A 26,937-nucleotide genomic window follows, 5' to 3' on the forward strand; every position below is an offset into this window, starting at 1 on the left:
CCGTCGTGTCAGGACGGAAGCACGTGGTCGGCGCCGGGAGTCGCGCCGTCTGGCCAAGGCGGGGGCGTTCGCATTATAGCGTCTTACGCACGGCGGCATCTGTCCGCCGCAGTTCAGCCACTTCTTTGCCGGCGATCTGGCGCAAGCCGCTGGATGTCGAGCGGCTCCAACAACGACCGAGGTGAGATGCGATCCTTTTCTCTGCTGCAAGCTGCCGTGCTCGCCACGGCGATCCTGTCCGGCACGGCGACGACTTCCCTTGCGCAATCCGGTGAGGAGTTTCCATTCGGCCTGGAATTGACGCTGGATGCGTCGCCGAAGCCGGGATCGAAGCGGATTCCGAATCTGGAAATCGGCGACAAGGGCAGCGTCCGGCTGGAGCTGTGGTGCAAGGGCGGCGTCGGGCAATTCTCTGTCGCCGGCAACACGGTGATCTTCGTGCCGGGCGCGATCGAGGATCGCGATTGTCCGGCGGATCGCGCCGAGGCCGATGATGCCCTGGTCGCAGCGCTCGCGGCGGTGACGACCTGGAGCCGGCAGGGCGATTTCGTCAACTTCGCCGGCCCGCAGACGTTACGTTTCCACCTGAATACGAACTAACCCGACGTCTGGTCTTTCAGGATCAGTTCGGCGCATCCCTGCGCCGCCTGCACCACGCCGCTGTAGCCGCCGATGCCCGCATACGCCGAGGCGAGATACAGGCCGGGCAGAATCGTACGCGGCGTGCGGTAGGGCGCGTCGGAGTTCGGCAGCAGCGGCGCGAAGCCGTAGACCGCGCCCTGGGGTGCGCCGAGATATTGCTGCACCGAGTAGGCGGTGTTGAAGGCCGCAGCGGTGACGGCGCCTGAAAGTCCCGGATAGCTGCGGTCGAGATGGGCGAGCAGCGCCTGCTGCCAGCGGCCGCGCTTGGCCCGATAGGCGTCCTGGTCCAGCCCGTCCCAGTTCGATACCTGGTCCGGCCCGACCACCGACAGCACGTAGGGCGGCGATGGTACGCCGGAATCGATCGCCGTGTAGTCGGCGATCGCCAGCGGCGGCATCCGCGCGCCCGGCTCGTCCGCCATCAGGGTTTTGCCCTCGGAATAGGAGGCGAGCGTCGTCATCCAGTCGGGCAGGAGCTGCGTCGCGTAGCTGCTGACGCCGAATTCGCCCGGCGGCCTGGACAGGCCGAGCGTCAGCGCGAACAGCGACAGCGACGGCGTGTGATCGGCGTAGCTGGCGGTGAGGCGCTGCGCCTGATCGGCCGGCAGCAGGCTCGCCAGCGTCGCCGGTGCGGCGTTGCCGATCACGGTCGAGGCTTCGACGGTCTGCGGATCGCCGCCATCGCGGGCGACGTGGGTCACCCGATGCGCGCCGCCGTTGTCCCCCATCACCAGGCCGGAGACGACGCGGCGTAGTACGACCTCGCCGCCGGCCTTGCGCACCGCGCGCGCCAGTGCGCTCGACAGCCGCTGCGAACCGCCCTGGATGAAGCGCGCGCCGCTGAGCAGGAAGCTGCCCTGCACCATCGCGAACGGTACCCACCACAGCGCCCCGACATCGTCGTGCACGTAGGACAGATTGCCGGCGACCGCGCATTTCAGCGCCTCGTCATCGCCGAACAGCGCCTGCAGTCTGTCGCCGAGCGAGGCGTGCCAATCGGCGAACTCCGGCGCCAGTGCCAGCACCGCGTCGAGCCCGCCGTCGCCGAGTGTACCGGCGAGCCGTTCAAGGTCGCCGAGCCATCGCGCGATGCCGTCCCGCGCATGGGGGAAGCGCCGGTTCAGCGCGTCGCGGGCGGCGGCGAATTCGTCCGGCAGCGTGAACGGAGCGCCGAGCGGGCCGCCACGCATCTCGTACAGCGCGCCGGCCGGAATCCACTGCACCGCATCGAGCACGCCGGCGCGGCTCAAGGCGCGGTGTTTGGGATCGCGCAGGTGCTGCGGATTGCCGGTGATGTGCAGCGAGCCTTCGACGAACAGTTCGCCGGCCTTGTAGCTCGATGCCGCGCCGCCGACCGAATTGCCTCGCTCGATCACCAGCACCTTGCGACCTTCGCGGGCCAGGATCGCGCCCGCAGTCAGGCCGCCGAGCCCGGCGCCGATCACCACCGCATCAAAGCGCGTCATTCAGCCGATCATCCTGCCGTCAAAAGGAAGCGCTTCATTGCCGCATTGCAGCGGCATGTCAAATCGCGGTTCCATGATCCGGACGGAGGCGACCCTCGACCGGCTATTGCCAGGTGGCGCTTTCGGAATCCCAGCGCTGGCCTTTCAGTTCCTTCGCCAGTGCCGCCACCGCACCGCCATCGCTGCGCGGTTCGATCTCTTCTTCGCCCGAGGCGTCGTCGTTCAGGCCGAGCCGCGGCGGGGCGTTCTCGTCGATCGTAGTGGCGGCGGGATTGCCGAGCCACAGCATCAGCTTGTCGCTGCCGCCCGGCTTGTCGGCGCTGACCAGCGCCTCGACGTTGATGACCTCGGTGAGCTGCAGCGCCGGGAAAGTCTCGCTCGGTCGCTTGAACGTCATCTTCAGCTTGCCGGTCGCCTCGTCCCAGCTCGCGCTGGCCGGCTTGGCTTCCAGCGTCTGCGTCAGCGTGCCGGTCAGCGTGGCGGCGATCTTGGCGCGATCGAGCTTGCCGCCGTCGCGCCAGCCAGCCGCCGGAAACAGGATGGCGCGGTCCATGTCGACCACACCGTTGGTCCACCCGGCCGCGGTGACGCCGGGGAACGTCTTGGCCTTGGCAATCACGGACGCGGCGCGTTCCGGATCGACCGTGAGATTGATTACCAGCTTGCCGGCGCGGAGCGCGTCACAGCCGACGTTCAGGCTCGACAGCGACACTTCGACATTTTCGGTCTTCAGCGTCTTCAGGAAATCCGCCGCCGCCTCGAGCGCGACGCGAACACCGACCGCTTCGGGCGATACCGCGGTGAAGTCCTTCGGTGTCTGCGCGATGCTCTCGTCGACCGATTGGGTCTCTTCGAATTCCTTGTCGCTGAGATCGGAATTGTCGGTCGAATTGATCTCGTAAGTCGCTGTGCCGATCCCGATCACGCCCTTGAAGTCGAAGGTTTCGCCGTTCGGCTTCTGCTGCAAGCTGACCGACACCGGGGCCTTGCTGCCGAGCGTCTGGCTGGTTCCGGTCAGCGCCTGACCGCTGGCGGTGAGGTTGACGACGAAGCGGTCCTTGCGAGCCGAGTCCTTGGCCGGAGAGAAGCAGACGTCGAGCACCGCCGACGTCGCTGTCTTGCCCTGCCGCGTTTCCTTCAGGATCACGTCGGCGCCTTCGATGAAGCCGTCGAGTGTGGCGAAATAGCGCGTCTCGGTGGCGGGCGCCGCCGATTTCGTCCCCGACTTGGCTTGGGCGAAAGCGAGGTCGGTCGCCGGCAGCAGCGCCAGCAGGCTGAACAGAAACGCGCGCATCGGATGATTCCTCGCGGGGGACGGCAGCTTTCGTATCGTTGTCGATTCGAATTGAATCCGAACCAAGGCTGACTAGCAGATCGCGGCGGCGGCGCCAAAAAAGACGAGGCGAGCGGGCGTCAGCGGCAGCAGGCGCTGGATCGCGGAAGCCGCAGATCTTATTTCCGCGATCGCGCGCCTGCGCAGACGACGACGGCGACATCGCAGCGTGCGCCTCAACCGCAACCATCTCCAAACGCAACAAGGCCGCCCGGAGGCGGCCTTGCGTGTCTTGTCGGGAAGGAGAGGGTGGCGGGGCTCAGAAGCCCATGCCGCCCATTCCGCCCATGCCACCACCCGGCGGCATCGCCATCGGGGCTTCTGCCTTCGGCAGCTCGGCGACCATGGCTTCGGTGGTCACCAGCAGCGAGGCGACCGAGGAGGCGTCCTGCAGCGCAGTGCGCACGACCTTGGCCGGATCGACGATGCCCTTGGCGAGCATGTCGACGTACTCTTCGCTTTGGGCATCGAAGCCGAAGGTCTCGGTCTTGTTCTCGAGAATCTTGCCGACCACGATCGAGCCTTCGACGCCGGCGTTCTCGGCGATCTGGCGGATCGGAGCTTCGAGCGCCTTCAGCACGATGTTGATGCCGGCCTGGACGTCCGGATTGTCGTTGCTGATCCGGCCGACGGCCTTCTTGGCGCGCAGCAGGGCGACGCCGCCGCCCGGCACGATGCCTTCCTGCACCGCGGCGCGGGTCGCGTTCAGCGCGTCCTCGACACGGTCCTTCTTCTCCTTGACCTCGACCTCGGTCGCGCCGCCGACGCGGATCACCGCGACGCCGCCGGCCAGCTTGGCCAGGCGCTCCTGCAGCTTCTCACGGTCGTAGTCCGAGGAAGTCTCCTCGACCTGCGCCTTGATCTGCTGCACGCGGGCCTCGATTTCCGGCTTCTTGCCGGCGCCGTTGACGATGGTGGTGTTCTCCTTGTCGATCACTACCTTCTTGGCGCGGCCGAGCATCTTCAGGTTGACGGTCTCGAGCTTGATGCCGAGATCTTCCGAGATGAGCTGGCCGCCGGTCAGGATCGCGATGTCTTCCAGCATCGCCTTGCGGCGATCGCCGAAGCCCGGCGCCTTGACGGCAGCGACCTTGAGGCCGCCGCGCAGCCGGTTGACGACCAGCGTCGCCAGCGCTTCGCCTTCGACGTCCTCGGCGATGATCAGCAGCGGCTTGCCGGACTGCACCACGGCTTCGAGCACCGGCAGCATCGCCTGCAGGCCCGGCAGCTTCTTCTCGTGCAGCAGGATGTAGGCGTCGTCGAGTTCGGCGGTCATCTTCTCGGCGTTGGTCACGAAGTAGGGCGACAGGTAGCCGCGGTCGAACTTCATGCCTTCGACGATGTCGACTTCGGTCTCGAGCGACTTGTTCTCTTCGACCGTGATCACGCCCTCGTTGCCGACCTTCTGCATCGCCTGGGCGATCATCTTGCCGATCGGCGCGTCGCCGTTGGCCGAGATAGTGCCGACCTGGGCGATCTCGGCCGACGAGGCGACCGGCTTGGCGCGCTTCTGGATGTCCTTGATCACGGCAGCGACCGCGATCTCGATGCCGCGCTTGAGGTCCATCGGGTTCATGCCGGCGGCGACCGCCTTGGCGCCTTCGCGCACGATCGCCTGGGCCAGCACGGTGGCGGTGGTGGTGCCGTCGCCGGCGAGGTCGTTGGTCTTGGAGGCGACCTCGCGCACCATCTGCGCGCCCATGTTCTCGAACTTGTCGTCCAGCTCGATCTCCTTGGCGACGGTGACGCCGTCCTTGGTGATGCGCGGGGCGCCGAAGCTCTTCTCGATCAGCACATTGCGGCCCTTGGGGCCGAGCGTGACCTTGACGGCGTTGGCGAGCACATCCACGCCGCGCAGCATGCGGTCGCGGGCCTCACCGGAAAATTTGACGTCTTTGGCTGCCATTCATTCGCTCCTGATGTCTTGATATTGTCGCGATGCGGCTCAGCCGACCACGCCCATGATGTCCGACTCCTTCATGATCAGGAGTTCCTCGCCGTCGAGCTTGATTTCGGTGCCCGACCACTTGCCGAACAGCACGCGGTCGCCGACCTTGACGTCGATCGGGGTCAGCTTGCCGGTCTCGTCGCGGCCGCCCGGGCCGACGGCGACCACCTGACCTTCCTGCGGCTTCTCCTTGGCGGAGTCCGGGATGATGATGCCGCCCTTGGTCTTGGTTTCCGCGTCGATGCGCTTCACCACGACACGGTCATGGAGCGGACGAAAATTGAGCTTAGCCATGGGCTGTCCTGTGCTGTTACTGGAGGGGGCTCGGTGTTCGAGTGCCGGTTCGTGATCCGCGGCTCCGATGGGCATCCGCGTGTTGGCAGTCGTACTGCGAGAGTGCTAATTACGCGTCCGGAAATATGGCCAGATGCTGTTCCTGTCAAGCTGACGGCTTAAGAGCTTGGTGATCTCGCTGTAGGATGCTCCGGCCGCCAGACCGGGGCACCCGACATCATCATCGTTTTGACCGCATTGCCTGACACGGCGTTTTGCGGTTGTCTGGCGCAAGGGGCACGTGGGGCGTCGCTCGGGGAGAAATCATGGTCAATTCACGCAACGCACGCGCGTCGCTCAATCTGGGGATGGCGTCGGTGATGGCGCTCGGTCTCGGCGCGTGCGGCACCATCGGTGGCTTCAGCCTCGGCGGTTCGCAGTCGGCTCCGGTGGAGGAGGCGGCTCCGCCGCCGGATCTGCCGGCCACCATCAGGTCTGAAGAGATCGTCGGTCGTTGGGGCTTGGCTTCTTACCTCAATCCGTCCGATCGTGCCCGCACCGAGAAGGCTGCGCTGTCGCAGTGCAGGAATCCTTACGTGATCGGAGCCGGCTCGACCGGCGGCGTGATCATGCATCTGGCCGACCAGGCCACCCCGCAGGAACTGCGGCTGAAGGGCTCGCCGAGCGGCAAGAACTATATCGGTCCGGCCGGCCCGATCAGCGACCAGGATCGCGAGATCGTCTCGTTCGACGGCCGGGTGATGATCACCCGCTTCGTCGACAAGGACGCTGCCACCCGCTATGGTAACATGGTGTATGTCCGCTGCGCCCCGCGCGCCTGAGACTGCCGCCACCAACAAGATCGGGTTGAACCTGACGCCATGACGACATGACCGCGCTGCGGAGACTGGCGCTCGGACCGGAACGCGCGGTCGGAGTTCTCGCGGTCACCCAGATCCTGTGCTGGGGCATCCTGATCTATCCTCCTGTCCTGACCATGCCGTACCTCGCCGAGGCTCACGGCTGGTCGCTGGCGTTCGGGATGTCCGGGTTCTCGCTGGCTCTGGTGATCTCGGGCATCCTGTCGCCGACCGTCGGCGGGCTGATCGACCGCCACGGCGGCAACATGGTGATGGCGCCGGGAGCGCTGATCGGCGCGGCCGGCATGGTGCTGATTGCCAGTGTCGACCTGTGGCCGGTGTATTTCCTCGGCTGGGCCCTGCTCGGCGTCGCGATGGCGTCGAATCTGTACGATCCCGCATTCGCGACGCTGGCCCGGCTGTTCGGCGCCACTGCGCGGCGGCAGATCACCTTCGTCACCTTCGCCGGCGGCTTCGCCTCGACGGTTGGCTGGCCAGCGACGCATCTGTTGCTCGAAGCGGTGGGATGGCGCGGCACCTACCTGGTGTTCGCCGCGGTTCTGGCGTGCGTGGTGGCGCCGCTGCACGGTCTGGCGCTGCCGCGCAAGGCGGCGCCTACGCCTCATCTACCCAGCACGAGCCCGCATCCGAGGCCGGCCGAACCGCTGCGTCCGGAGGGGCGCCCGTTCCTGCTGATCGCTGCGGCGTTTGCGATCTACGCCCTGATGCTGTCCGGGGTGACGTCGAACCTGCTGGCGATGTTCCAGCGCGCCGGCCTCGACGCCGGCACCGTGGTGATGCTCGGCGCGTTGTTCGGCCCCGCGCAGGTCGCCGCACGGCTGGCGGATTTCTTGCTCGCCGGCCGTACCCATCCGTTGTGGATCGCGCGTGGCGCGGTCGCGCTGATGGCGTGCTCGTTCGCGATGCTGGCGTTCGTCGGCCCGTCGATCCTGGTCGCGGGCGTGTTCTGCGTGGCGTTCGGCGCCGCCAACGGGGTGATGACGATCGCGCGTGGCGCTCTGCCGCTACTGATGTTCGGGCCGCTGGGCTACGGGCGGGTGATCGGACGGATCGCGCGGCCGGCGCTGTTCGTGCAGGCTTCGGCACCGTTCGTCGTTGCGACCGCGGTCGAGCGGTTTTCCGACGCGACCGTGATCGAGGCGGGCATGGTGTGCGCGGTGGCGGCGCTCGGCTGTTTCATGGCGCTGCGACCGCCGCGCAGCGCCGAGGGGCGCTGAGGCGGTCGGCGATCAGTCGAGCCCGGCGATCAGTTGAACATCGCGTCGATGTCGTCCTGCGAGGCGTGGCCGTCTTCGCCGAGCGCACGCGGGCCGTTGAGCAGCTTGGAGTCGTCGTCGCGGGTGTCGACGACCGGCGGAGCATGCGACTTGATCTCGTCGACGCCGCCCCAGATCTCCATCATCGCCACGATGTGATGCTCGATGAACTTCATCGTGTTCATCACTTTGCTGATGCGCTGGCCGGTGAGGTCCTGGAAGTTGCAGGCCTCGAAGATCGAGATCACCCGCTCCTGGATCTCTTCGCTCAGAGCCTGTTGCTGGTCGGCCGAATTGACCTTGCCCAGCGCGGTCGCCGCCTGATCGATCGCTTCGGCGGCTTCGAGAATCTGCTGGGTGGCTTCCTCGGTGCCGCCGACCACGGCGCCGAGTTCGCCGTTGACCTTGGCCATCTCCTCGCCGCTGAAGCTCTTGGAGTGCAGCACCGCGATCTCGCGCTTGGTCTGGTCGATCGCGTTGTGGATCAGATCGAGCTCGACCTTGAGCTTTTCGCACTGTTCGACCTGAGCCTTGTAGCTCGCCAGCAGCGCCTTGGCTTCCGCAGCTTCCGCGGCGAGCGAGGCGTCGATTTCCTGCTTGCTGCCGGACTCGGCCGCGGCCACCGGATGCACCCCATTGACGATCTGGGCGCGGATCGCGCGCAATTCCGCCATCAGGTCGCGGTTGGTCGGGCCAGCCTCGAATTCGATCGGTGCGAGCATCGGCGCTGCTCCAAGCGTCAGTTCTTCAATGCGAAAGCGCTTACGTGGAAGTGACATCGGCTGATCCCGTGAGTTGGTACCTCGCTCTCGTACAGCCATCTCTTTAACGACGGGTTGAGCGGCGGAACCGGGTTCGCCTCAACTAACAAACGTTGAAATACGGTACGTTAACCATGGGCCTGGGTCGTTCATCGAAAATAAACGCTGACCGCAGGAACAGCGGCGCCGCTGCGACGTGGTGAATCGAAATGCCGTCCGCGTTTACCAAACCGATCCGGTTTTGGTTTCTGATCCGTTGCGTTCGCCGCCGCATGTTCGGCGAGTCCACGACGAAACGGTGCAGAGTACGTCGATGTTCAACAAAACCACCCTCGCTTTGCTGACCAGCGTGTCTTGTCTCGGCGGCGGCTATCTTCCCGCCGCCGCTCAGGTTTTTTCATCCGCCGAGGAGCCGGCGTTGATCTACGCCGATCCGCGGGCGGCCGAGCCGGTGCGGGTCCGTACCGCTTACGCCGAACGCTCCAATATGGGCGGCGGCTTCATCGAGTTTCTGTTCGGTGACGGCACGCCGCCGCCGTCCTCGCGGTATTACCAGCGTGAACGGATGTACGAACGCCGCGATTACCTGCCGCCATCGGCGCCGCAACCGATGCAGGAGCAGGAGGCGGCGATCGAGCCGGCTCGTCCGGAGTTCGATCCGCGCTATGAAAAGCAACTTGTTGATTACCATGGCGGCGAAAAAGCCGGCACGATCGTGATCGATACCCCGAACAAGTACCTTTACTTGGTGCAGGGCGACGGCAAGGCGCTGCGTTACGGCGTCGGCGTCGGCCGCCCCGGCTTCACCTGGTCGGGCGTCAAGACGATCACCGCCAAGCGCGAATGGCCGGCCTGGACGCCGCCGAAGGAAATGCTGGCGCGCCGTCCCGATCTGCCGCGGCACATGGAGGGCGGTCCGCAAAACCCGCTCGGCGCGCGAGCGATGTATCTCGGCTCCTCGCTGTACCGCATTCACGGTTCCAACGAACCGTGGACGATCGGCACCAACGTCTCCTCGGGCTGCATCCGCATGCGCAACGAGGACGTCATCGATCTGTACGGTCGCGTCGGCGTCGGCACCAAGGTGGTGGTGATCTGACGATCGGGCGCGACGAACTCCGTCTCGAACCACAACCAACTCTCGAACGACAACGGCCGCCCTGTGGGCGGCCGTTGCATCTGGACGGGTGACGGCAGGGGTTACGCGAAGTCGCTGTCGCCGCCGCCGTCAAAATCGTCCCCATCCATGTCCATGTCGTCGTGGTCATAGCCGGCGTCGGCGACGCGGTCATAGTCGTTGCCGTTCTGATCCATCATGCCGTGGCGCGCATTGTCGTCGCCACCGCCGCGCTGCGAGCCGATGTCACCGAGCCCGGCCTGCTGTGCGAGATTGCCGCCGGCGCTATCGCCGCCGCCCCACGGGCTTTGGGTGCCGCCGCTCAGGCCGCTCTGGTCGGCCACGCTCTGTTGTGAGCCCCCGCCCATCATGCCGCGGATGCTGGAAAGCAGCAGCGAGCCGCCGACCACGCCCGCTGCAGCCGCGGCCGCGGTGCCGAGAAACGAGCCGCCACCGCTGGCGGGGGCCGCGCTCTGCCCCCCGAACGGCCCGCCGGGCTGGCCTTGTGGTTGGCCGTAAGGCGGCTGCGCCGGCTGGCTGTAGGGTGGCGTCGCGGATTGCCCGAGTACCTGCCCGGTATTCCAGGATGGCCGGCCGCCGCCAGCTCCGGGGGGCGGAACGTTCGGCACCGAGCCGCGCTGCGGCTGGCCCTGGCCGAAGATCGCGTCCCGCATCGAATCCAGGAAGCCGCCGCGGTCTTGAGCGGCCGGCGCCTGATCGGCCTCCAATTCCTGAATGCGTTCGTGGGCTCGCTTCAGCGCTTCGTCCTGCAGCAGCACCGTCTGGACCAGCCCGTAGATCGCATTCGGCGCGATTCGCAGTCCTTGCGAAATCGCTGCGGCCGCTTCGGGATCGCGTGGGGTGGCTTCGAGGCGGGCGAGCCGTTCGAACAGATCGTCCACAAGCTGGCGTTCCTGCGGTGTCATCATGACCTCCCTGAGCATCGCTCGAACCTGCGCCCCGGCGCTCGCCGGCGGCGATCGCAGGCGCGGGTGTGGTCAAATCTAGGGAACCTTTGGGCGGCAGTAAGTCCGTGCCCGGATTAAATTTCCGTAGGAGACAAAACGGCTCCGGTCGCGGCCTGCGGCGGCGCGGCGGCCAGGCTGACCTGACGCATTGCCAGTAGTTCGGCGAAGCGATCCGAGCCCAGATAGGCGTATTCGCGTTCGCGCTGATCGGTGAACGGGTCGAGCGCGATCAGCGTTTCGTCGACGATCCCCGGATGACACATCACCAAGCCGCCGTCCGACAGGCCATCGAGAAACGATCCCATCAGTTTGTCGAAGTCGGTCTCGCGCAGGAAGTCGTAGGCGCCAGCGAAGCTCGGATTGTAGCCGATCCCGGCGGCCCGCGCGCGCGCGCGAAACGTCGCGCTGAGCGCGTCGAGCAGCAGCGGCTTCGGATTGCCGAGCCGCCGCGCCATCGGCACGCTACGTCCGCACTGCCGCACCCAGGCCTGCGGTGCCAGCGCTTTCACCGCGCCGAGAAACGCGTCGCGCACCTGCGGAAACAACTGCACATGCTGGTGCCCGTCGACGTAGTCGGGCGTGCGGCCGAACCGTTCGGTGAAGGCTTCGATCTGTGCGCTCAGTTCGGTGGCGATCACCTGGCGGTCATGGCGGCGCAGCAACGCGCCGCGCAGCTTGCGACCGAGCGGCAGAAACTGGCCTCCGTTCAGCGGCTGATAGTGCATCGTCAGCGGCGCGAACGGCGCAGTCAGCGTGGCGTGCAGTCCGATCGCGGCGTTCGGATTGGCCGCGGCTGCGTTCATCAGCGCAACGGCGTCGTCGCGCCCGATCGCGGGACCGACCATCATCACCGAGGTAGCATTGATGCAGCCGCGTCCGATCAGGTCGCAGATCGCGCGGTTGACCCCGGGGCTGATGCCGTAATCGTCGGCGACCAGCCAGATCCGGCGCTGGGCAGATTCGCTCATTCGGCCGCGGACCGCTTCGCCGGATCGGCACCGGCATCGGGCTCGGCCTTCTTCACGGTGTGCTCGGCGACGAAGTAGATCGGTCGCGCCTTCATCTCGGACAGGATCTTGCCGATGTACTCGCCGACGATGCCGATCATCAGAAGCTGCACGCCGCCGATCGTCATCATCCCGACGATGATCGACGGATAGCCGGGCACCGATTTTCCATCGATCCAGGTCTCCCAGAGAATCGACAGCCCGAACAGGAAGGCGCTGATCGCCAGCGCGACGCCGAGCAGGCTGGCGATCCGCAGCGGGGCCACCGAGAACGAGGTCAGCCCCTCGATCGACAGCCCGATCAGCCGCGCGGTCGAGAACGTGCTGAAGCCGTGCGCGCGCGGCTCGGGTTCGTAATCGACCCGCTTTTGCCGGAACCCGATCCAGCTCGCCAGGCCCTTGAAGAAGCGGTTGCGTTCAGGGAGCTGCCGCAGCGCCTGGGCGGCGCGCGGCGACAGCAGACGGAAGTCGCCGGCGTCTTCCGGGATCTTCTGCCGCGCCCCCCAATTGATCAGCGCGTAGAATCCGCGCACTGCGGTGCGGCGCAGCGCCGGTTCGTTGTCGCGATGCGCCTTGGCGGTGTAGACGACGTCGTAGCCGTCGTCGATCCAATGCGCCACCAGCGTTTCGACCAGTTCTGGGGCGTGCTGGCCGTCGCCGTCCATGAACAGCACGGCGCCGCGGCGGGCATGGTCGAGCCCGGCCATCAGCGCGGCTTCCTTGCCGAAATTGCGCGACAGCGACACCACCTGGACGTCGAGCATGGTGGCCGGCAGATTGCGGGCAATGCTGAGTGTGGTATCGGCGCTGCCGTCATCGACATACACCACCTCGCAGGCGAGACCGTAGCGCTGCCGCAACGTGGCGGCGAGCGTGATCAGCCGGCCGTGCAGCGCCTGCAGGCCGCCCGCCTCGTTGTAGGCAGGAACCACGATGGACAGGCCCTGCGCCGCGGCGGCTCCCGCTTCGGTGGACAGACCCGAGACGTCACTCCCAAGCATCATCGATCGCTTCCGGCCCGCACGCGCCTTGTTTGTCTGCTGCTGATTATATGGTGGTTCCGCACGCCGACGCCACCACGGCGCGGCGCGCCGGCATTATTGCTGCAGGAACGCTGCAAGTTTGCTGAACAGCGGGTTTTCCTTGTCGAACACGTAGTCCAGCGCAGCCACCGACACGGTGTCTGCGCCATGCTGCCGCAGGAAGCTGCCGAGCGCGTAGATCTGCGCCGGCGGGCAGTGCAGCGTCAGCATGCCCGACGAGGTCGGCCCGCCGAACGGCGACACCACGCCGAACCGGCTGTGGGCTTCGGCGAGCAGCGCGTCGTTGCAGCCTTTGAAGCGGGTGCGGACTTCCTTGTACTTGCCGGCGCGGGCGCGCGAAGCGATGTGATCGAGGATCACGCGCGCGGTTTCGCGGTTCGCCTCGCTCCAGTCGGCTTCGCGCGAGGCCACGAGATTGGCTTGGCTGCGCAGCATCACACCGTCGTCGAGCACCTTCAGGCCGTTGGCGGCGAGGGTCGCCCCGGTGGTGGTGATATCGACGATCATCTCGGCGGTGCCGACCGCAGGCGCGCCCTCGGTGGCACCGGCGCTTTCGACAATGCGGTAGTCGACGACGTTGTGGGCGGCGAAGAAGCCACGCGTCAGATTGATGTATTTGGTGGCGACCCGCATCCGCCGGTTGTGCTGGGCGCGGAAGCCGGTGGTGACGTCGTCGAGGTCGGCCATGGTGCGGACGTCGATCCACGCCTGCGGCACTGCGACCACCACGTTGGCGTAGCCGAAGCCGAGGCCGTCGATCAGCAGGACCCGCTTGTCGGCATCGGTGATGCTTTCGCGGACCAGATCTTCGCCGGTGACGCCGAAATGCACCGAGCCACGGGCGAGATTGGCCGCGATCTCGCTGGCCGAGAGATACGCGACCTCGACATTGTCGAGGCCCGCGATGGTGCCGCGATAATCGCGCGCGCCGCCGGACTTGCTCAGCGTCAGCCCGGCACGGGCGAAGAACGCTTCGGCGTTTTCCTGCAGGCGGCCCTTGGACGGAACCGCCAGAACGAACGGCGCGCTCATGCGGCACCTCCGGCGCTGGTCTGTTTCATCGCCTCGATCCAGATCGAGAAGCCGACCGCGGGGATCGGCGAGGCGGCGCCGAGCTGGCTCATCAGCCCGTCATAGCGGCCGCCCGCGACCAGCGGCTCGTCGCCGTTGCCGGCGCGATGCACCTCGAATTCGAAGCCGGTGTAGTAATCGACCCCGCGGCCGAAGGCGGTGGAGAACCGGACCTTGCCGAGGTCGATGCCGCGGTCGGCCATGAAGCCGATCCGCGCTTCGAACTGATCGATCGCGGAATCGATCGCCAGCTTGGCGTCGGCGGCGAGCGCGCGCAGCGCCTTCAGCGCCTCGTTCGGGGCGCCGCTGATAGCCAGGAATCGTTTGATCTTGTCGAGCGCGTCGCGCGGCAGCGCGCCACTCTTCAGGGTCGATTGTTCGAGGAAGCGGTCGGCGATCTCGGCGACCGAGCGGCCTCCGAGGGTGGTTGCGCCGGCGATCGACATCAGGTCGGTGACCAGCGCCAGCGCCGCCTTGCGGTCGGAGCCGGCGAGCGCGGCGAGCACGCCCTCGTATTCGTTGCTGGTCGAGGGCGCGAGCGTCAGCCGCTCCAGATCCTGCGCCAGGCTGGCCTTGCGGTGGAAGTCCTTCATCAGCCGCCGCCGCCACACCGGCATCAGGTCGAGCGCGTCGATCAGCGCCGCGAACAGTGCGACGTCGCCGGTCCGGACATCGACCTCGCCGGCGCCGAGCGCGACGGTGGCGCCGAGCGCCAGTGCCAGCATTTCGGCATCGGCCGCGGCGCGGTCCTGCCGGCCGAACAGCTCGATCCCGGCCTGCATGAATTCACTCGGCTTGCCGCCGCGCTGGCGGAACACCGGCCCGAGATAGCAGAAGCCGAGCGGCTGCCCGGCGGCCTGTGATGCGAGGTAGTCGCGCGCCACCGGGATCGTCAGATCGGGGCGCAGGCACAGCTCCTCGCCGCTGGCGTCGGTGGTCAGGTAGAGGCTTTTGCGGATGTCCTCGCCCGACAGGTCGAGGAATGGTTCGGCGGGCTGCAGGATCGGCGGCGTGGCCTGGGCATAGCCGGCCTCGGCGAAGGATTGCAGCAGCGCCTCCGCCCACGCGGCGGATCCGGTCGCGCGAGCGGCGGCGGTCTTGATCATGATCGGTCAGTCCTGCGGTCCCGGGCAGGGAGGGTGGAACAGAAAATGTTGGTCGGCGCAGCCCTTAACACGGGTGGATGACAGATTCGACCGTCATCCGCCGGGTGGCCGGCGAGGCGGGGGCGCCAATGGTCGAACATTACCTAATTACCCTTCCAATCGCCCATCACCGCCTGAACCAGCGTCAGAGCGGCGACTGCTGCGGTATCCGCCCGCATGATCCGCGGGCCGAGCGCCAGCCGTAGGATGTGGGGCTGTTTCAGCAGCAGGGCGCGCTCCTCGGTGGAAAAGCCGCCCTCCGGCCCGACCAACAGATCGACGCCCTTGGCGGCCGCATTCCGCGCGGCCTGCAGCGCCGCAACCGGATCGGAGATCTCGGCGTCCTCGTCGCAGAACACCAGCAGGCGTTCGCCGCCGGCACGGCCGGCCAGGAAACGGTCCAGCCCGATCGGCTCGCCGACCTCGGCGAGGCTGAGGATGCCGCATTGCTCGGCGGCTTCGACCACATTGGCACGCATCCGCTCGGTGTTGAGCCGATGCACCTGGGTGTGCTGGGTGAGCACGGGCTGCAGCCGGCCAGCGCCCATTTCCACAGCTTTCTGAGCCATATAGTCCAGTCTGGCGTGTTTCAGCGGGGCGAACACATAGGCGACGTCCGGCAAACGGTCCTGCGGCCGGGTCTGGTCTGCCACCTCCAGCGCCTCGGGTCGCTTGCGACCGAGGATGGTGGCGCGCCACTCGCCGTCGCGGCCATTGAACGCCAGCACTGCGGCGCCGGCGCCGAGCCGCAGCACGTTGCCGAGGTAATTGCCCTGATCGCGATCGAGCGGCACCTGCGTACCGGACGCGAGGTCGGCATCGACGAAAAGGCGGGGGCTGCGGAAGTCGTATCGGCTCATTGGCAGGGTCTCACGCGCCGCTTCTAGCCCAATTTTTCAAGAATATCAGCCGCCTGTGGGACGAAGCGCCGTGCTGCCGCCCTAATCGGCGGGTTGTTAAGGGCGATCCGGAATCGTAATAAGGCCCGCATGTCTGTCTTTTCGACGTGTTATTGGGCCAACGGGGACCATCGAACCTTGCCGGAGGAGCAGCCTTGATCATCCGACGTTTGATTGTACCAGCGGTTACCGCCGCTTTCGTCTTTGAAGCCGTGCCGGCGCTGGCCCAGAGCGCGTTTCCCGCGCCATTGCCGAACCAGTCGGCCACATCGCCGTTTCCGGCGCCGCTGCCCAATCAGTCGGCCGCCGGCACCGTCAACGACCCGGCTTTTCCCCCAGTCAACGGCTCGGGCGGAGCGTTCCCGGCTGCGGGCGCGGCTCCGATCGCCGGTGGCGGTGGCGCATTCGGTCCGCCGCCCGGCGCTGCGCCGATGGGCCAGCAGGCCGGCGGCGAAGCCTGCATGAACGACTTCCTCAAGCTGCGGAAAGAAGCCGAAAAGCGCGGTCAGGCGATTCAGGCCGCCGGCAAGCGCAAGGCACCGGCGGCGGAGGCCTGCAAGCTGATCGGCGCGTTCTCCAGTTCCGAAGTTGCGATGATCAAATACGTCGTCGGCAACGCCAAGCGCTGCGGCATTCCGAACGAAATCGCCGATCAGCTCAAGACCGGCCATAAGAGGACCGAGCAGATGCAGAAGCAGGTCTGCAACATTGCCGAGCAGCAGCAGCAGCGCGGCCCGGCCGGACCGAGCTTTGCCGATGTGCTCGGCTCGTCGACCGCTGCGCCGGAGGTGAACACCTCGGCCAAGAAGTTCGGTGGCACCACCTTCGACACGCTCAACGGCAACGTGCTGTCGCGATGAGCGGGATTCCGGCCAGCGGCGCGGCCGGGCGGGTCGCCGACTCGACAGGCAACTGGGTCGACAACCATGCGCCGCTGTGGACACGGCCATATCTGCGGCTGGCGCGGTTCGATCGCCCGATCGGCTCCTGGCTGCTGCTGATGCCGTGCCTATGGTCGGCGGCGCTCGCCGCCGGCATGGCCCACGACCTCAGTCGCCTGCCGCTGTTCTGCGCGTTGTTCTTCATCGGCTCGTTCGTGATGCGCGGCGCCGGCTGCACCTGGAACGACATCACCGACCGCGATCTCGACGACAAGGTCGAGCGCACCCGTTCGCGGCCGATTCCGGCGGGGCAGGTCACCGCCAAGCAGGCCGCGGTGTTCATGGTGCTGCTGTGTTTGACCGGCCTCATCGTGCTGCTGCAGTTCAACAGCTTTGCGATCGCCACCGGTATCGCGTCGCTGATCATCGTGGCGGCCTATCCGTTCATGAAGCGGATCACCTATTGGCCGCAATTCGTGCTCGGGCTCGCGTTCTCTTGGGGCGCGCTGATGGGCTTTGCCGGCACTTTCGAGCGGCTCGATCTGGTGGCGTTCGTGCTCTACGCCGGTTCGATTGCCTGGGTGATCGGCTACGATACGGTGTACGCGCATCAGGACGCCGAAGACGACCTGATGGTCGGAATCAAGTCGACTGCGCTGCTGTTCGGCGAAAACACCAAGCTCGCGCTGGTGCTGCTGTTCGGCTTGGCCGTGAGCCTGATCGGCGTGGCGCTGAAGCTGGCCGATGCCGGCTGGCTCGCCTGGGTCGGCTTGGCTGCGTTCGCGGCACATCTGGTACAGCAGATCGTGCGGCTCGACATCCACGACAGCCCGCTGTGCCTGCAGCTGTTCAAGTCGAACCGCGATGCCGGCCTGCTGCTGTTCGGCGGTCTGGTGGCCGATGCGGTTTCGCGTACCATGGCGTGAGCCCGGGCGGGTCCGGCGCTCTCATCCGATTCTGATTAGTTGCGCGCGATGATCTCACGTTCGCCGGCGAAGCATTTCGGTGCGTCGAGCAGTCGGCCGACTCGCCGGCGTGTCAGGAAGCGCGGACGACGCTTGCTGATCACGTGATGACGACGGCGGCGCTGCGCAGGCTCGCGCATCTTGTCTTCGGGAAGCTGCGGCAGTCCGAAGATCTCGCTCCACAGTGCCCACATCCGTTCGATCTCCTCGGGGTCGTCGCTGATTCCCAGAGGGATCGACAGCGACGGATCGCGGTGCACCAGCATCAGCATGCGGCCGTCGTCGAGACCTCGGCAGCCGATGCCGCGGAAGTCGCTGACGCTGACGTTGACCGCCATTCTCATGCCGGAGACGGCGCGGCGTAGCACCACCCGCTCGCGGTGTAGTTCGATTTGCCGGATGCCGCCGTCGGCCCGCACGTCGTGCGCGTCGAAGCGGATCGGCAGTGAGAGAGGGTCGAGCCGCAAGTCGCGGCTCGACCCGGCGAGGTTGACCCCGCCTGTTGCTGTTTGACGCCTCACGGCTTTGATCTCCCCGCCGGAATTATGTTCCCGGTCGATGGGTGAGAGCTTGCCAGAGCCCGGTCCGGATTCGCTTAATAAGGCTGGTTAATCGAAACTGACCCCGACTGCTTCGCCGCTCATGATTGACAGAACCTTGGCCAGCATGATTGACGCAATCTTGCGCTCGGCTCGGCAATGAATTGTTCCGGTCGGGTGCAAAGTGCTTGAAGTCCGCGTCGAACAAGCACATCTGTGATGTCGACAGCGTGCATCCGCTGCCCCGCGTCGTTACTTCAAGCCTTAGGAATTGTATTTGTGAACTCTTCACCAAGCGCACGTTCGCCGGCTTCGTCTTCTGTGGATTCGGCTTTGTTCGATCAGTCGGCGCTGAGCGATTTGGCACAACGGCTGGTCGAGGCGGCGCGTCGCGCAGGCGCCGATCAGGCCGATGCGGTGGCGGTCCGCGGGGTGTCGCACGGCGTCGAAGTGCGCGACGGACGGATGCAGGAATCCGAGCGTTCGGAAGGTGACGATGTCGGCCTGCGGGTGATCGTCGGTCGCCGTCAGGCGGTGGTCTCGACCAACGACATCAGTGGCGACGCGGTCGCCAAGCTCGCCGAGCGCGCGGTGGCGATGGCCCGCGTCGCGCCGGACGACAAATATGTCGGCCTCGCGGATACGGAACTGCTGGCCCGTGATTTTCCCGATCTCGATCTGCTCGATCCGCACACTCCGTCGACCGCCGAGCTGGAGCGGCGCGCCCGCGCAGCGGAGGCTGCGGCGCTCGCGGTTTCCGGCATCACCAAATCGGGGGGCGCCTCGGCCTCGTCGGGGATCGGCGGCATGGTGCTGGTGACGTCGACCGGATTCCACGGTGCCTTCCTGCGGTCCAGCCAGAGCATCTCGATGACCGCGATCGCCGGCGAGGGCACCGGCATGGAGCGCGACTACGAATACACCACCGCGCCGCATGCGGCCGATCTGATGTCGCCCGAGGATGTCGGGCGTGTCGCCGGCGAACGTACCGCGGCGCGGGTGGGGCCGCGCAAGGTCGAGACCTGCAAGGTGCCGGTGGTGTTCGATCCGCGCGTCGCCGGCTCGCTGGTCGGGCATCTGGTCGGCGCCGCCAACGGCGCCTCGATCGCACGCAAGACCTCGTTCCTGAAGGATCGTCTCGGTCAGAAGCTGTTCAAGGATGGCATCCGCATCGTCGACGACCCGCTGCGCAAGCGCGGTCTTCGCTCGCAGGCGTTTGACGCCGAAGGCGTGGCGGTCAAGCCGATGTCGATCGTCGACGACGGCGTGCTGACGTCGTGGTTGCTGGATTGCGCCACGGCACGCGAACTCGGCCTCGCCACCACCGGTCACGCGCATCGCGGCGTGTCGTCGTCGCCGTCGCCCGGTCCCTACAATTTGCATCTCGAGGCCGGCCGGCTCAGCCCCGCCGAACTGATCGCCGATATCGAGCAGGGGTTTTACGTCACCGATCTGATCGGTTCCGGCGTCAACGGCGTCACCGGCGACTACAGCCGCGGTGCCGCCGGCTTCTGGATCGAAAACGGTGAAAGAACCTACGCCGTCAGCGAGGTTACCATCGCCGGGCACCTGCTCGACATGTACAAGACTCTGACGCCGGCCAGCGACCTGACCTTCCGCTACGGCGTCAACGCGCCGACGCTGCGGATCGAGGGGCTGACGATTGCCGGACGCTAGTCCAGATACCACGCATAGTTCTGTCGCGCAGCGGGATGCCGAGCTGCTCGCCGACACGGTGCGCGAGGCCGGCGCTCTGGCGCTGTCGATGTTCCGCACTGAACTGCGGACCTGGACCAAGGGCGCGTCCTCGCCGGTGTCGGAAGCCGACATCGCGGTCGACCAACTGATCCGTCGACGCTTGCAGGATGCCACCCCGCGCTACGGCTGGTTGTCGGAAGAAAGCGCCGACGATCTGACGCGGCTCGACAAGGACCTGGTGTGGATCGTCGATCCGATCGACGGCACCCGGGCCTATTTGGCCGGCCGTGAGGATTGGTGTGTATCGGTCGCCCTGATCGCCGACGCAAGACCGGTGCTTGCCGCCGTGTTCGCACCGGTGTCGGAAGAGTTGTTCTTTGCAACGCGCGGCGCGGGTGCGTCGCTCAATGGCGCGTCGCTGCGCGCCAGCGTCGGGACCACGCTGGAGGGTGCCAAGGTGGCCGGGCCGAAGCCGCTGATCGAGCGACTGGCCCTGCCGTCGAGCGCCTACATCCTGCCGAGGATCGGCTCGTTGGCGTTACGGCTGTGTCGTGTCGCTGATCGTCAGGTCGACGTTGCGTTCGCCGGAGGGCAGAGTCGCGATTGGGACCTTGCTGCGGCCGATTTGATCGTGCACGAAGCGGATGGTACAATGACAACTCTCGCGGGCGAGACCATCGTCTACAACCGTCCCGAGGTCACACATGGCGTGCTGGTGGCTGCGGGGCGCGAACGCCATGCTCACATCGTCGAGCATTTTCGCGTTTCTCCGCGAGGCTGAGCGCGCGCATGCCTGTTCGCCGCAATGAGGAAGTTTGATGTCGGACAATGCGCAGCAATTGCTCCACCTCGTAATCGGGGGAGAATTGACGGACCTTGAGAACGTGACCTTTCGCGATCTCGACAAGGTCGACATCGTCGGGGTGTACCCCAACTACGCAACGGCCTACGCGGCGTGGAAGGCCCGGGCGCATCAGACGGTCGACAATGCGCACATGCGTTACTTCATCGTTCATCTGCATCGGCTGCTGGATCCCGAAAAAGAAGCGCAGTCCGCGCAGCACTGACCGCGCAGAACCGACGATGAAGTTTCACGACGATGCGCGTCACCTTCGCGGTGACAGACGGGGCCGTTGATGGTCGATCCGGTGCCGATGACGCTTCGCGCCTATCGCAGGTTGACCGCTGCCGCGGCGCCGCTGGCGTCGCTGTGGATCGGCCGGCGGCTGAAGCAGGGCAAGGAAGATCCCGCCCGTGTCGGAGAGCGCCGCGGTCTCAGCAACGACGCGCGACCTCGCGGCCCGGTGGTATGGATTCACGGCGCCAGTGTCGGCGAAGTGCTGGCCGCGGCCGGACTGATCGAACGGCTGCGTGCGCTCAACCTGCGCATCCTGCTCACCTCCGGAACGCTGACCTCGGCCCAGGTGGTGGCGAGCCGGTTTCCGCCGGACATCATCCACCAGTTCATTCCCTACGATGCGCCGCGTTTCGTCGAGCGTTTCCTCGATCACTGGCAACCCAGCCTGGCGCTGTTCATCGAATCCGATCTGTGGCCGAACCTGATCCTCGCCGCCTCGGCGCGGCGGGTGCCGATGGTGCTGATCAACGGCCGAATGTCGCAGCGGTCGTTTCCGCGCTGGCAGCGGGCCTCGGCGACGATCGGGGCGCTGCTCGGCCGGTTCGACATCTGCCTGGCGCAGTCGCGCATGGACGCCGATCGCTTCAGCGCGCTCGGCAGTCCGAGCGTGATCACCACCGGTAATCTGAAGATGGACGTCGATCCGCCGCCGGCCGATCCGGGCCGGCTGGAGCGGCTGCTCGCGGTCACCCGCGGCCGTCCGGTGATCGTCGCCGCATCGACGCATCCGGGCGAGGAAGAACTGCTCGTCGAAGCGCATCGCCGGCTGACGGCGAGCTTCCCGACGCTGCTCACCGTGATCGTGCCGCGGCATCCGCATCGCGGCGAGCAGATCGCGAGTCAGGTCGAGACCGCCGGCCTGCCGGTGGCACTGCGCTCGCGAGAGCAGCAGCCGATGGCCGCGACTGCGATCTATGTCGCCGATACCATGGGTGAACTCGGACTGTTCTATCGCCTGGCGCCGATCGTGTTCATGGGCGGCTCACTGGTCGAGCATGGCGGCCAGAATCCGATCGAGGCGGTCAAGCTCGGCGCCGTGATCGTGCACGGTCCTCACGTCTCCAACTTCACCGACATCTATCGCGCGCTGGATGACGAAGGCGGAGCGTTCGCCGTTGCCGATGTCGACGCACTGGTGCTGCGGATTTCCTCGCTGCTGTCGAATCACGACGCGCGGCAAATCTCGATCACGGCGGCGACGGCCGTGGTCGATCGGCTCGGCGGCGCGCTCGACCGCACCATTGCGGCGCTCGAACCCTATCTTCTGCAATTGCAGATCGAGCAGGGCGCCGCGAATGCGTGAGCCGGGCTTCTGGCACCGGCCCCCCTCCGTCTTGTCGCGCCTGCTGCTGCCGCTCGCGGCGCTCTACGGCAACATCGCCGCGGCGCGGATGCATCAGCCAGGTGCTGCTGTCAGCGTCCCGGTGCTGTGCGTGGGCAACTATCATATGGGCGGCGCCGGCAAGACGCCGACGACGCTGGCGCTGGTGGCGCTGCTGCGCGCTCTCGGCGAGCGGCCGGTGGTGCTGAGCCGCGGCTATGGTGGCCGGCTGCGCGGACCTGTGGTGGTCGATCCGTCGCGCCACGCCGCAGCCGACGTCGGCGACGAACCGTTGATGATGGCCGGATCCGTGCCGGTGGTGGTGGCGCGCGAACGCAGCGACGGCGCGGTGGTCGCCGCCTCGCAGGGCGCCAGCGTCATCCTGATGGACGACGGCTTTCAGAACTCCGCGCTGATCAAGGACGCGGCGTTGATCGTGATCGACAGCCACCGCGGTGTCGGTAACGGCAGCGTATTTCCGGCCGGTCCGCTGCGGGCGCCGCTGGCGCTGCAGATCGCGCGTACCGATGCACTGGTCGTCGTCGGCGACGGCTCCGCCGCTGACGGTATTGCGGCGCAGATCGCCGCCCAGGGCGGAACGGTGCTGCGGGCGCGGCTGGTGCCGCAGGCGGCGTCGGTCGAGGCGCTGCGTGGCCGGCGGGTGCTGGCGTTCGCGGGCATCGGCGATCCGGCGCGCTTCGTCGCGACGCTGCGTGCCAGTGGTGTCGAGGTGGTGGAGCAGCGCGCCTTTGCCGATCATCATCCGTTCACGGCGGAGGAGTTGGCGGAACTTGCCGCGGCGGCCAGGCGCGGCGGCTTGACGCTGGTGACGACGGAGAAGGATCTGGCCCGGATCGGGCGTGCGGCGGCGAGCCTTGGCGTGGAGATTGTGACGCTGGCGGTGACGCTGGCGTTCGACGACGAGGCTGCGCTGCGCCTGTTCCTGCTCGACCGTCTCAACCGGGCTCGCGCCGAGCGGCTAGCCGCGCGGCGCTGAGCGAGCCTCAACCATTGGACTGCAATGCTTCCGGATGGTGCCGCTTCAGCACGGCTTCCGGAGTCGCGTAGGGCTCCTTGAGATCGACGCTCCAATATTTCAGCTCGTCGAGCGGGATCTGCACCCCGGTAACGGCGCAGCGCACATAGGTACCGGGTGAGATCACCCGGAAGTCGCCATCGAGATACTGCACCTGGGCTTCACCCGAACCCGAGAAGCCAAATTTGTTGAGCACGGCCGATCTCCTGGAAAACCGCAGGTTGCGGAATGATGCAAAGCTGCGGGTCGATACCCCTGACAGATAGAACGGTTGCGCCGCATTGCAAACCGCCGCGATGTCATGGCGGCGTCGTTTTCGCTGCGGATCGCGAAAACCAATTCTAAAACAGTGAGCCCTGGCCGGCAGGCTTCACCAGTCGCTTCGCAGCCTTCGCCGGCACGGACGCAGGCTTTGCGGTGTGGGCCGGGGATCCGCTGCCGCCATCGGCGGTGACGCCGAGCCGGCCGTCGGCGAATTCGACGCTGAGCCTGGCTCCGGCGGCGACCGAGGCGGCGGTGTGCACGGAGCGCCCTTCGGCGTCGCGCACCAGCGCGAAGCCGCGCGCCAGCACGCCGCGATACGACAGTGCGGTGAGCAGCTTGCCGGTGGCGTCGAGCCGCGCCTGACGGCGCTCCAGCAGGGTGGCCAGCGCCCGCCGCGCGCGTTCGGCGAGCCGCTGCAGCCGCTCCTGCTCGCCTGCGATCCGCATCCGCTGCGCCTGCTGGTTGGCCAGCCGGGAGGCTTGCAGCCGCACCGCCAAGCCTTCGAACCGGTCGCGGCGGTGCCGCAGCGTCGCCCGGGCGCAGCGCTGCAACTGGGTACCGGAGACGTCGAGCCGATGGGCGCTGTGCGCCACCTGCGCCCGCAGCACCTTGAGCGTCATGCCAGCGGCGGCGGCGGCGAAGCGGCGGTGATGGGCGTGGGTGTTGGTGCGCAGCGCGCGAGGCAGCGAGGCCGCCGCAGTATCGAGCCGCTGCCGCGGGATCGCCAGCAGGTCGGAGGCGCCCGGCAGCGCGCGGGCGGCGGCGCGCAGCTCGTTGCGGCGAAAATCCTGGCCGCGCTGCCAGCTCGACAGCATCCGCCGCGCCAGGCCGCCGACCTCGACGAACAGCTCGGCGCGCACCGGCACCGCCATTTCGGCGGCGGCGGTCGGGGTCGGCGCGCGCTTGTCGGCAGCGAAATCGATCAGCGTGACGTCGGTCTCGTGGCCGACCGCCGAGATCAGCGGGATCATGCTGTCGGCCGCGGCGCGGACCACGATCTCCTCGTTGAACGACCAAAGATCTTCCAACGAGCCGCCGCCACGCGCGACGATCAGCAGGTCCGGCCGCGGGATCGGCCCGTCTTCGGGCAGCGCGTTGAAGCCGTGGATCGCAGCCGCCACCTGTTCGGCTGAGCCTTCGCCCTGCACCCGCACCGGCCAAACCAGCACGCGGCGGGGAAAGCGATCTTCGAGCCGGTGCAGGATGTCGCGAATCACGGCGCCGGTCGGCGAGGTGACGACGCCGATCACCTCCGGCAGCCACGGCAGGAGCTGCTTGCGCGCCTCGTCGAACAGGCCCTCGGCGGCGAGCTTCTTCTTGCGCTCTTCCATCAGCGCCATCAGCGCGCCAACGCCGGCAGGCTCGAGCGCCTCGATCACGATCTGATATTTCGACGAGCCCGGATAGGTGGTCAGCTTGCCGGTGGCGATGACCTCGAGGCCTTCCTGCGGCTTGAACCGCATCCGCCCGGCGACGCCCTTCCAGATCACGGCCTCGATCTTGGCGCCCTCGTCCTTGAGCGCGAAATAGCAGTGACCGGACGAGTGCGGCCCACGGAAGCCGGTGATCTCGCCACGCACCCGGACATGCCCATAGGTGTCCTCGACCGTCCGCTTCAGCGCCTGCGACAGCTCGGAAACGGTGAATTCGCCGACATTGGCGAGGGCTTGGGGAGACTGCAGTCGGGCCATGCGATTCGATCGGGGTTGAAGGGTGCGGCGGAAAGTAGGGACTTTCTGGCCGGCCGCCAACCCGCGGCCGGGACGGAGCCTCTACCCGGACATATCCACATCCGCGCCGGCGCGCGTTGCCGGCCGCCTGCCGCGTGTTACACCTCGCGGACCATCCACGGGGCGTACGGTCAGGCTTTCATGAATATTCTCCTCCTCGGCTCGGGCGGGCGCGAACATGCGCTGGCCTGGAAGATCGCGGCATCGCCGCTGGTCACCAAGCTGTGGTGCGCGCCGGGCAATGCCGGGATCGCCCGCGAGGCGACCTGCGTGGCGCTCGACATCGCCGACCACCCGGCCGTGATCGCGTTCTGCAAGGCCAATCAGGTCGACTTCGTGGTGGTCGGGCCGGAGGCGCCGCTCGCCGCCGGCATCGTTGACGATTTGGCCGCGGCCGGCATCAAGGCGTTCGGACCGAGCCGCAAGGCGTCGCAGCTCGAAAGCTCGAAAGGCTTCACCAAGGATCTGTGCAAGGCGCACGACATTCCGACCGCCGCCTATGAACGGTTCAGCGATCCGAACGAGGCCAAGGCCTATATCCGGGTGCAGGGCGCGCCGATCGTGGTCAAGGCCGACGGCCTCGCCGCCGGCAAGGGCGTGGTGGTGGCGACGACGCTTGCCGAGGCGGAGGCCGCGGTCGACATGATGTTCGGCGGCGGGCTGGGCGACGCCGGCGTCGAAGTCGTCGTCGAGGATTTCCTGGTCGGCGAGGAGGCGTCGTTCTTCGTGCTGTGCGATGGCGACCACGCGCTGCCGCTCGCCTCCGCACAGGACCACAAGCGCGCCTATGACGGCGACAAGGGACCGAACACCGGCGGCATGGGGGCGTATTCGCCGGCGCCGGTGATGACCGACGCGATCTGTCAGCAGACGATGCAGCGGATCATCTATCCGACGCTGAAGGCGATGAAGGCGATGGGCGCGCCGTTCAAGGGCGTGCTGTTCGCCGGGCTGATGATCACCGAGGACGGCCCGCAACTGATCGAATACAATGTCCGGTTCGGCGACCCGGAGTGCCAGGTGCTGATGATGCGGATGATGTCCGACATCGTGCCGGCGCTGCTCGCCTGCGCCGACGGCCAGCTCGATCATGTCAGCCTGCGCTGGCACGACGATCCGGCGCTCACCGTGGTGATGGCCGCCAAGGGCTATCCGGGACACTACGAGAAGGGCACCCGGATCGCCGGCCTGGAGCGCGCCGACGCGATTCCAGGCGTGCAGATCTTCCACGCCGGCACGGTGGCGTCGGGCGACTGGGTGCTCGCCAATGGCGGCCGCGTGCTCGCGGTCACCGCGTCGGCCAAGACGGTCGCCGAGGCGCAGCGCCGCGCCTACGAGGCGATCGGCGTGATCAACTGGCCCGAAGGCTTCTGCCGCCGCGACATCGGCTGGCAGGCGGTGGCGCGGGAACGGCGGAGGAAGTGATCAGTTAGCCTCACCCTGAGGAGCGCGCGCCAGCGCGCGTCTCGAAGGGCGAGGCGGCGGCCCATCCTTCGAGACGCGCTCCTTCGGAGCGCTCCTCAGGATGAGGTCGTGTTTGGAGCTGACGACACCC

General features: G+C 67.0%; 26 protein-coding genes. 12 read left to right on the forward strand and 14 right to left on the reverse strand.

The genetic code is table 11. The annotated features are described in order from the left end of the window. Positions 1-186: 186 nt before the first annotated feature. The gene (locus FLL57_RS01980; RefSeq protein ID WP_013501083.1) at positions 187-600 is read left to right on the forward strand and encodes an META domain-containing protein; all 414 of its coding nucleotides are present in this window, start codon (positions 187-189) and stop codon (positions 598-600) included. Here FLL57_RS01980 and FLL57_RS01985 read toward each other — a convergent pair. The 4 genes from FLL57_RS01985 to groES form a co-directional block, all read right to left on the reverse strand. Then, positions 597-2,108 (reverse strand): phytoene desaturase family protein, encoded by a 1,512-nt coding sequence (locus FLL57_RS01985; protein WP_142881987.1) that lies wholly within the window; start codon positions 2,106-2,108, stop codon positions 597-599. The genes FLL57_RS01980 and FLL57_RS01985 overlap by 4 nt on opposite strands. Before the next feature lie 103 nt (positions 2,109-2,211). Beyond that, positions 2,212-3,402, reverse strand: a complete 1,191-nt coding sequence (locus tag FLL57_RS01990) for a hypothetical protein (protein ID WP_142881988.1) — start codon at positions 3,400-3,402, stop codon at positions 2,212-2,214. A gap of 298 nt (positions 3,403-3,700) precedes the next feature. Beyond that, the gene (groL, locus tag FLL57_RS01995; RefSeq protein ID WP_013501086.1) at positions 3,701-5,347 is read right to left on the reverse strand and encodes a chaperonin GroEL; all 1,647 of its coding nucleotides are present in this window, start codon (positions 5,345-5,347) and stop codon (positions 3,701-3,703) included. Between the two features lie 39 nt (positions 5,348-5,386). Beyond that, positions 5,387-5,683 carry a co-chaperone GroES gene (gene groES, locus FLL57_RS02000; protein WP_013501087.1) on the reverse strand — a complete coding sequence of 99 codons (297 nt, stop codon included), beginning with the start codon at positions 5,681-5,683 and terminating at the stop codon, positions 5,387-5,389. Positions 5,684-5,988: 305 nt separating this feature from the next. Here groES and FLL57_RS02005 point away from each other — a divergent pair, with 305 nt between their 5' ends. Further along, positions 5,989-6,504, forward strand: a complete 516-nt coding sequence (locus tag FLL57_RS02005; RefSeq protein WP_047309005.1) for a hypothetical protein — start codon at positions 5,989-5,991, stop codon at positions 6,502-6,504. Positions 6,505-6,551: 47 nt separating this feature from the next. Beyond that, positions 6,552-7,760, forward strand: coding sequence for an MFS transporter (locus tag FLL57_RS02010; RefSeq protein ID WP_142881989.1), 1,209 nt, complete (start codon positions 6,552-6,554; stop codon positions 7,758-7,760). Positions 7,761-7,789: 29 nt separating this feature from the next. On the opposite strand, the gene FLL57_RS02015 is transcribed toward FLL57_RS02010, so the two are convergent. Continuing rightward, complete coding sequence (locus FLL57_RS02015) at positions 7,790-8,578, reverse strand: protein phosphatase CheZ (RefSeq protein ID WP_041807103.1); 789 nt, start codon at positions 8,576-8,578, stop codon at positions 7,790-7,792. 295 nt (positions 8,579-8,873) lie between these two features. Here FLL57_RS02015 and FLL57_RS02020 point away from each other — a divergent pair, with 295 nt between their 5' ends. Further along, on the forward strand, positions 8,874-9,659 hold the full coding sequence (locus FLL57_RS02020) for a L,D-transpeptidase (protein WP_142881990.1): 786 nt from the start codon (positions 8,874-8,876) through the stop codon (positions 9,657-9,659). Positions 9,660-9,760: 101 nt separating this feature from the next. Here FLL57_RS02020 and FLL57_RS02025 read toward each other — a convergent pair whose 3' ends face one another. The 6 genes from FLL57_RS02025 to FLL57_RS02050 all read right to left on the reverse strand — a co-directional run bounded on the left by FLL57_RS02025 (position 9,761) and on the right by FLL57_RS02050 (position 15,771). Next, a complete protein-coding gene (locus FLL57_RS02025) occupies positions 9,761-10,603 on the reverse strand; it encodes a DUF2076 domain-containing protein (protein ID WP_142881991.1) in 843 nt (280 codons plus the stop codon). 116 nt (positions 10,604-10,719) lie between these two features. After that, complete coding sequence (locus FLL57_RS02030) at positions 10,720-11,613, reverse strand: ChbG/HpnK family deacetylase (protein ID WP_142881992.1); 894 nt, start codon at positions 11,611-11,613, stop codon at positions 10,720-10,722. Next, on the reverse strand, positions 11,610-12,656 hold the full coding sequence (locus FLL57_RS02035) for a glycosyltransferase family 2 protein (RefSeq protein WP_142881993.1): 1,047 nt from the start codon (positions 12,654-12,656) through the stop codon (positions 11,610-11,612). The genes FLL57_RS02030 and FLL57_RS02035 overlap by 4 nt, the downstream gene beginning before the upstream one ends. Before the next feature lie 93 nt (positions 12,657-12,749). Beyond that, positions 12,750-13,727, reverse strand: a complete 978-nt coding sequence (gene hisG, locus FLL57_RS02040) for an ATP phosphoribosyltransferase (protein ID WP_142881994.1) — start codon at positions 13,725-13,727, stop codon at positions 12,750-12,752. Further along, positions 13,724-14,872: an ATP phosphoribosyltransferase regulatory subunit gene (locus tag FLL57_RS02045; RefSeq protein WP_142881995.1), complete on the reverse strand. Its 1,149-nt coding sequence runs from the start codon at positions 14,870-14,872 to the stop codon at positions 13,724-13,726. The genes hisG and FLL57_RS02045 overlap by 4 nt, the downstream gene beginning before the upstream one ends. Positions 14,873-15,015: 143 nt before the next feature. After that, positions 15,016-15,771 carry a 16S rRNA (uracil(1498)-N(3))-methyltransferase gene (locus tag FLL57_RS02050; RefSeq protein WP_142881996.1) on the reverse strand — a complete coding sequence of 252 codons (756 nt, stop codon included), beginning with the start codon at positions 15,769-15,771 and terminating at the stop codon, positions 15,016-15,018. A gap of 194 nt (positions 15,772-15,965) precedes the next feature. On the opposite strand from FLL57_RS02050, the gene FLL57_RS02055 reads away from it, so the two are divergent. Together FLL57_RS02055 and ubiA are read left to right on the forward strand one after the other, a co-directional pair. Beyond that, entirely contained in the window at positions 15,966-16,670 is a 705-nt protein-coding gene (locus FLL57_RS02055; RefSeq protein WP_142881997.1) for a hypothetical protein, read from the forward strand. After that, positions 16,667-17,617, forward strand: coding sequence for a 4-hydroxybenzoate octaprenyltransferase (gene ubiA, locus FLL57_RS02060; RefSeq protein ID WP_142881998.1), 951 nt, complete (start codon positions 16,667-16,669; stop codon positions 17,615-17,617). The genes FLL57_RS02055 and ubiA overlap by 4 nt, the downstream gene beginning before the upstream one ends. A 35-nt stretch (positions 17,618-17,652) precedes the next feature. On the opposite strand, the gene FLL57_RS02065 is transcribed toward ubiA, so the two are convergent. Further along, a complete protein-coding gene (locus tag FLL57_RS02065; protein ID WP_142881999.1) occupies positions 17,653-18,177 on the reverse strand; it encodes a DUF6101 family protein in 525 nt (174 codons plus the stop codon). 297 nt (positions 18,178-18,474) lie between these two features. Here FLL57_RS02065 and FLL57_RS02070 point away from each other — a divergent pair, with 297 nt between their 5' ends. The 5 genes from FLL57_RS02070 (at position 18,475) to lpxK (ending at position 23,349) form a co-directional block, all read left to right on the forward strand. After that, positions 18,475-19,872 carry a TldD/PmbA family protein gene (locus FLL57_RS02070; RefSeq protein ID WP_013501101.1) on the forward strand — a complete coding sequence of 466 codons (1,398 nt, stop codon included), beginning with the start codon at positions 18,475-18,477 and terminating at the stop codon, positions 19,870-19,872. Then, positions 19,859-20,674 carry a 3'(2'),5'-bisphosphate nucleotidase CysQ gene (locus tag FLL57_RS02075; RefSeq protein WP_013501102.1) on the forward strand — a complete coding sequence of 272 codons (816 nt, stop codon included), beginning with the start codon at positions 19,859-19,861 and terminating at the stop codon, positions 20,672-20,674. The genes FLL57_RS02070 and FLL57_RS02075 overlap by 14 nt, the downstream gene beginning before the upstream one ends. Before the next feature lie 37 nt (positions 20,675-20,711). Next, complete coding sequence (locus FLL57_RS02080; protein WP_013501103.1) at positions 20,712-20,960, forward strand: DUF4170 domain-containing protein; 249 nt, start codon at positions 20,712-20,714, stop codon at positions 20,958-20,960. 69 nt (positions 20,961-21,029) lie between these two features. After that, positions 21,030-22,334, forward strand: coding sequence for a 3-deoxy-D-manno-octulosonic acid transferase (locus FLL57_RS02085; protein WP_013501104.1), 1,305 nt, complete (start codon positions 21,030-21,032; stop codon positions 22,332-22,334). Beyond that, the gene (lpxK, locus tag FLL57_RS02090; protein ID WP_013501105.1) at positions 22,327-23,349 is read left to right on the forward strand and encodes a tetraacyldisaccharide 4'-kinase; all 1,023 of its coding nucleotides are present in this window, start codon (positions 22,327-22,329) and stop codon (positions 23,347-23,349) included. Before FLL57_RS02085 ends, lpxK begins: the two co-directional genes overlap by 8 nt. Positions 23,350-23,356: 7 nt before the next feature. Here lpxK and FLL57_RS02095 read toward each other — a convergent pair whose 3' ends face one another. Together FLL57_RS02095 and xseA are read right to left on the reverse strand one after the other, a co-directional pair. Beyond that, a complete protein-coding gene (locus tag FLL57_RS02095; RefSeq protein WP_013501106.1) occupies positions 23,357-23,584 on the reverse strand; it encodes a DUF2093 domain-containing protein in 228 nt (75 codons plus the stop codon). A gap of 145 nt (positions 23,585-23,729) precedes the next feature. Then, positions 23,730-25,343, reverse strand: coding sequence for an exodeoxyribonuclease VII large subunit (gene xseA / locus FLL57_RS02100; protein WP_142882000.1), 1,614 nt, complete (start codon positions 25,341-25,343; stop codon positions 23,730-23,732). Positions 25,344-25,523: 180 nt separating this feature from the next. Here xseA and purD point away from each other — a divergent pair, with 180 nt between their 5' ends. Continuing rightward, positions 25,524-26,807 carry a phosphoribosylamine--glycine ligase gene (gene purD, locus FLL57_RS02105; RefSeq protein WP_142882001.1) on the forward strand — a complete coding sequence of 428 codons (1,284 nt, stop codon included), beginning with the start codon at positions 25,524-25,526 and terminating at the stop codon, positions 26,805-26,807. The last annotated feature ends 130 nt before the right edge of the window (positions 26,808-26,937 follow it).

The organism is Rhodopseudomonas palustris (assembly GCF_007005445.1).
Classification (GTDB): Bacteria; Pseudomonadota; Alphaproteobacteria; order Rhizobiales; family Xanthobacteraceae; genus Rhodopseudomonas; species Rhodopseudomonas palustris_G.

Bases quoted from the DNA above. Each gene is read 5' to 3' on its own strand.
- FLL57_RS01980 (WP_013501083.1), top strand. From the start codon at position 187: ATGCGATCCTTTTCTCTGCTGCAAGCTGCCGTGCTCGCCACGGCGATC.
- FLL57_RS01985 (WP_142881987.1), bottom strand. From the start codon at position 2,108: ATGACGCGCTTTGATGCGGTGGTGATCGGCGCCGGGCTCGGCGGCCTG.
- FLL57_RS01990 (WP_142881988.1), bottom strand. From the start codon at position 3,402: ATGCGCGCGTTTCTGTTCAGCCTGCTGGCGCTGCTGCCGGCGACCGAC.
- groL (WP_013501086.1), bottom strand. From the start codon at position 5,347: ATGGCAGCCAAAGACGTCAAATTTTCCGGTGAGGCCCGCGACCGCATG.
- groES (WP_013501087.1), bottom strand. From the start codon at position 5,683: ATGGCTAAGCTCAATTTTCGTCCGCTCCATGACCGTGTCGTGGTGAAG.
- FLL57_RS02005 (WP_047309005.1), top strand. From the start codon at position 5,989: ATGGTCAATTCACGCAACGCACGCGCGTCGCTCAATCTGGGGATGGCG.
- FLL57_RS02010 (WP_142881989.1), top strand. From the start codon at position 6,552: ATGACCGCGCTGCGGAGACTGGCGCTCGGACCGGAACGCGCGGTCGGA.
- FLL57_RS02015 (WP_041807103.1), bottom strand. From the start codon at position 8,578: ATGTCACTTCCACGTAAGCGCTTTCGCATTGAAGAACTGACGCTTGGA.
- FLL57_RS02020 (WP_142881990.1), top strand. From the start codon at position 8,874: ATGTTCAACAAAACCACCCTCGCTTTGCTGACCAGCGTGTCTTGTCTC.
- FLL57_RS02025 (WP_142881991.1), bottom strand. From the start codon at position 10,603: ATGACACCGCAGGAACGCCAGCTTGTGGACGATCTGTTCGAACGGCTC.
- FLL57_RS02030 (WP_142881992.1), bottom strand. From the start codon at position 11,613: ATGAGCGAATCTGCCCAGCGCCGGATCTGGCTGGTCGCCGACGATTAC.
- FLL57_RS02035 (WP_142881993.1), bottom strand. From the start codon at position 12,656: ATGATGCTTGGGAGTGACGTCTCGGGTCTGTCCACCGAAGCGGGAGCC.
- hisG (WP_142881994.1), bottom strand. From the start codon at position 13,727: ATGAGCGCGCCGTTCGTTCTGGCGGTTCCGTCCAAGGGCCGCCTGCAG.
- FLL57_RS02045 (WP_142881995.1), bottom strand. From the start codon at position 14,872: ATGATCAAGACCGCCGCCGCTCGCGCGACCGGATCCGCCGCGTGGGCG.
- FLL57_RS02050 (WP_142881996.1), bottom strand. From the start codon at position 15,771: ATGAGCCGATACGACTTCCGCAGCCCCCGCCTTTTCGTCGATGCCGAC.
- ubiA (WP_142881998.1), top strand. From the start codon at position 16,667: ATGAGCGGGATTCCGGCCAGCGGCGCGGCCGGGCGGGTCGCCGACTCG.
- FLL57_RS02080 (WP_013501103.1), top strand. From the start codon at position 20,712: ATGTCGGACAATGCGCAGCAATTGCTCCACCTCGTAATCGGGGGAGAA.
- FLL57_RS02085 (WP_013501104.1), top strand. From the start codon at position 21,030: ATGGTCGATCCGGTGCCGATGACGCTTCGCGCCTATCGCAGGTTGACC.
- lpxK (WP_013501105.1), top strand. From the start codon at position 22,327: ATGCGTGAGCCGGGCTTCTGGCACCGGCCCCCCTCCGTCTTGTCGCGC.
- xseA (WP_142882000.1), bottom strand. From the start codon at position 25,343: ATGGCCCGACTGCAGTCTCCCCAAGCCCTCGCCAATGTCGGCGAATTC.
- purD (WP_142882001.1), top strand. From the start codon at position 25,524: ATGAATATTCTCCTCCTCGGCTCGGGCGGGCGCGAACATGCGCTGGCC.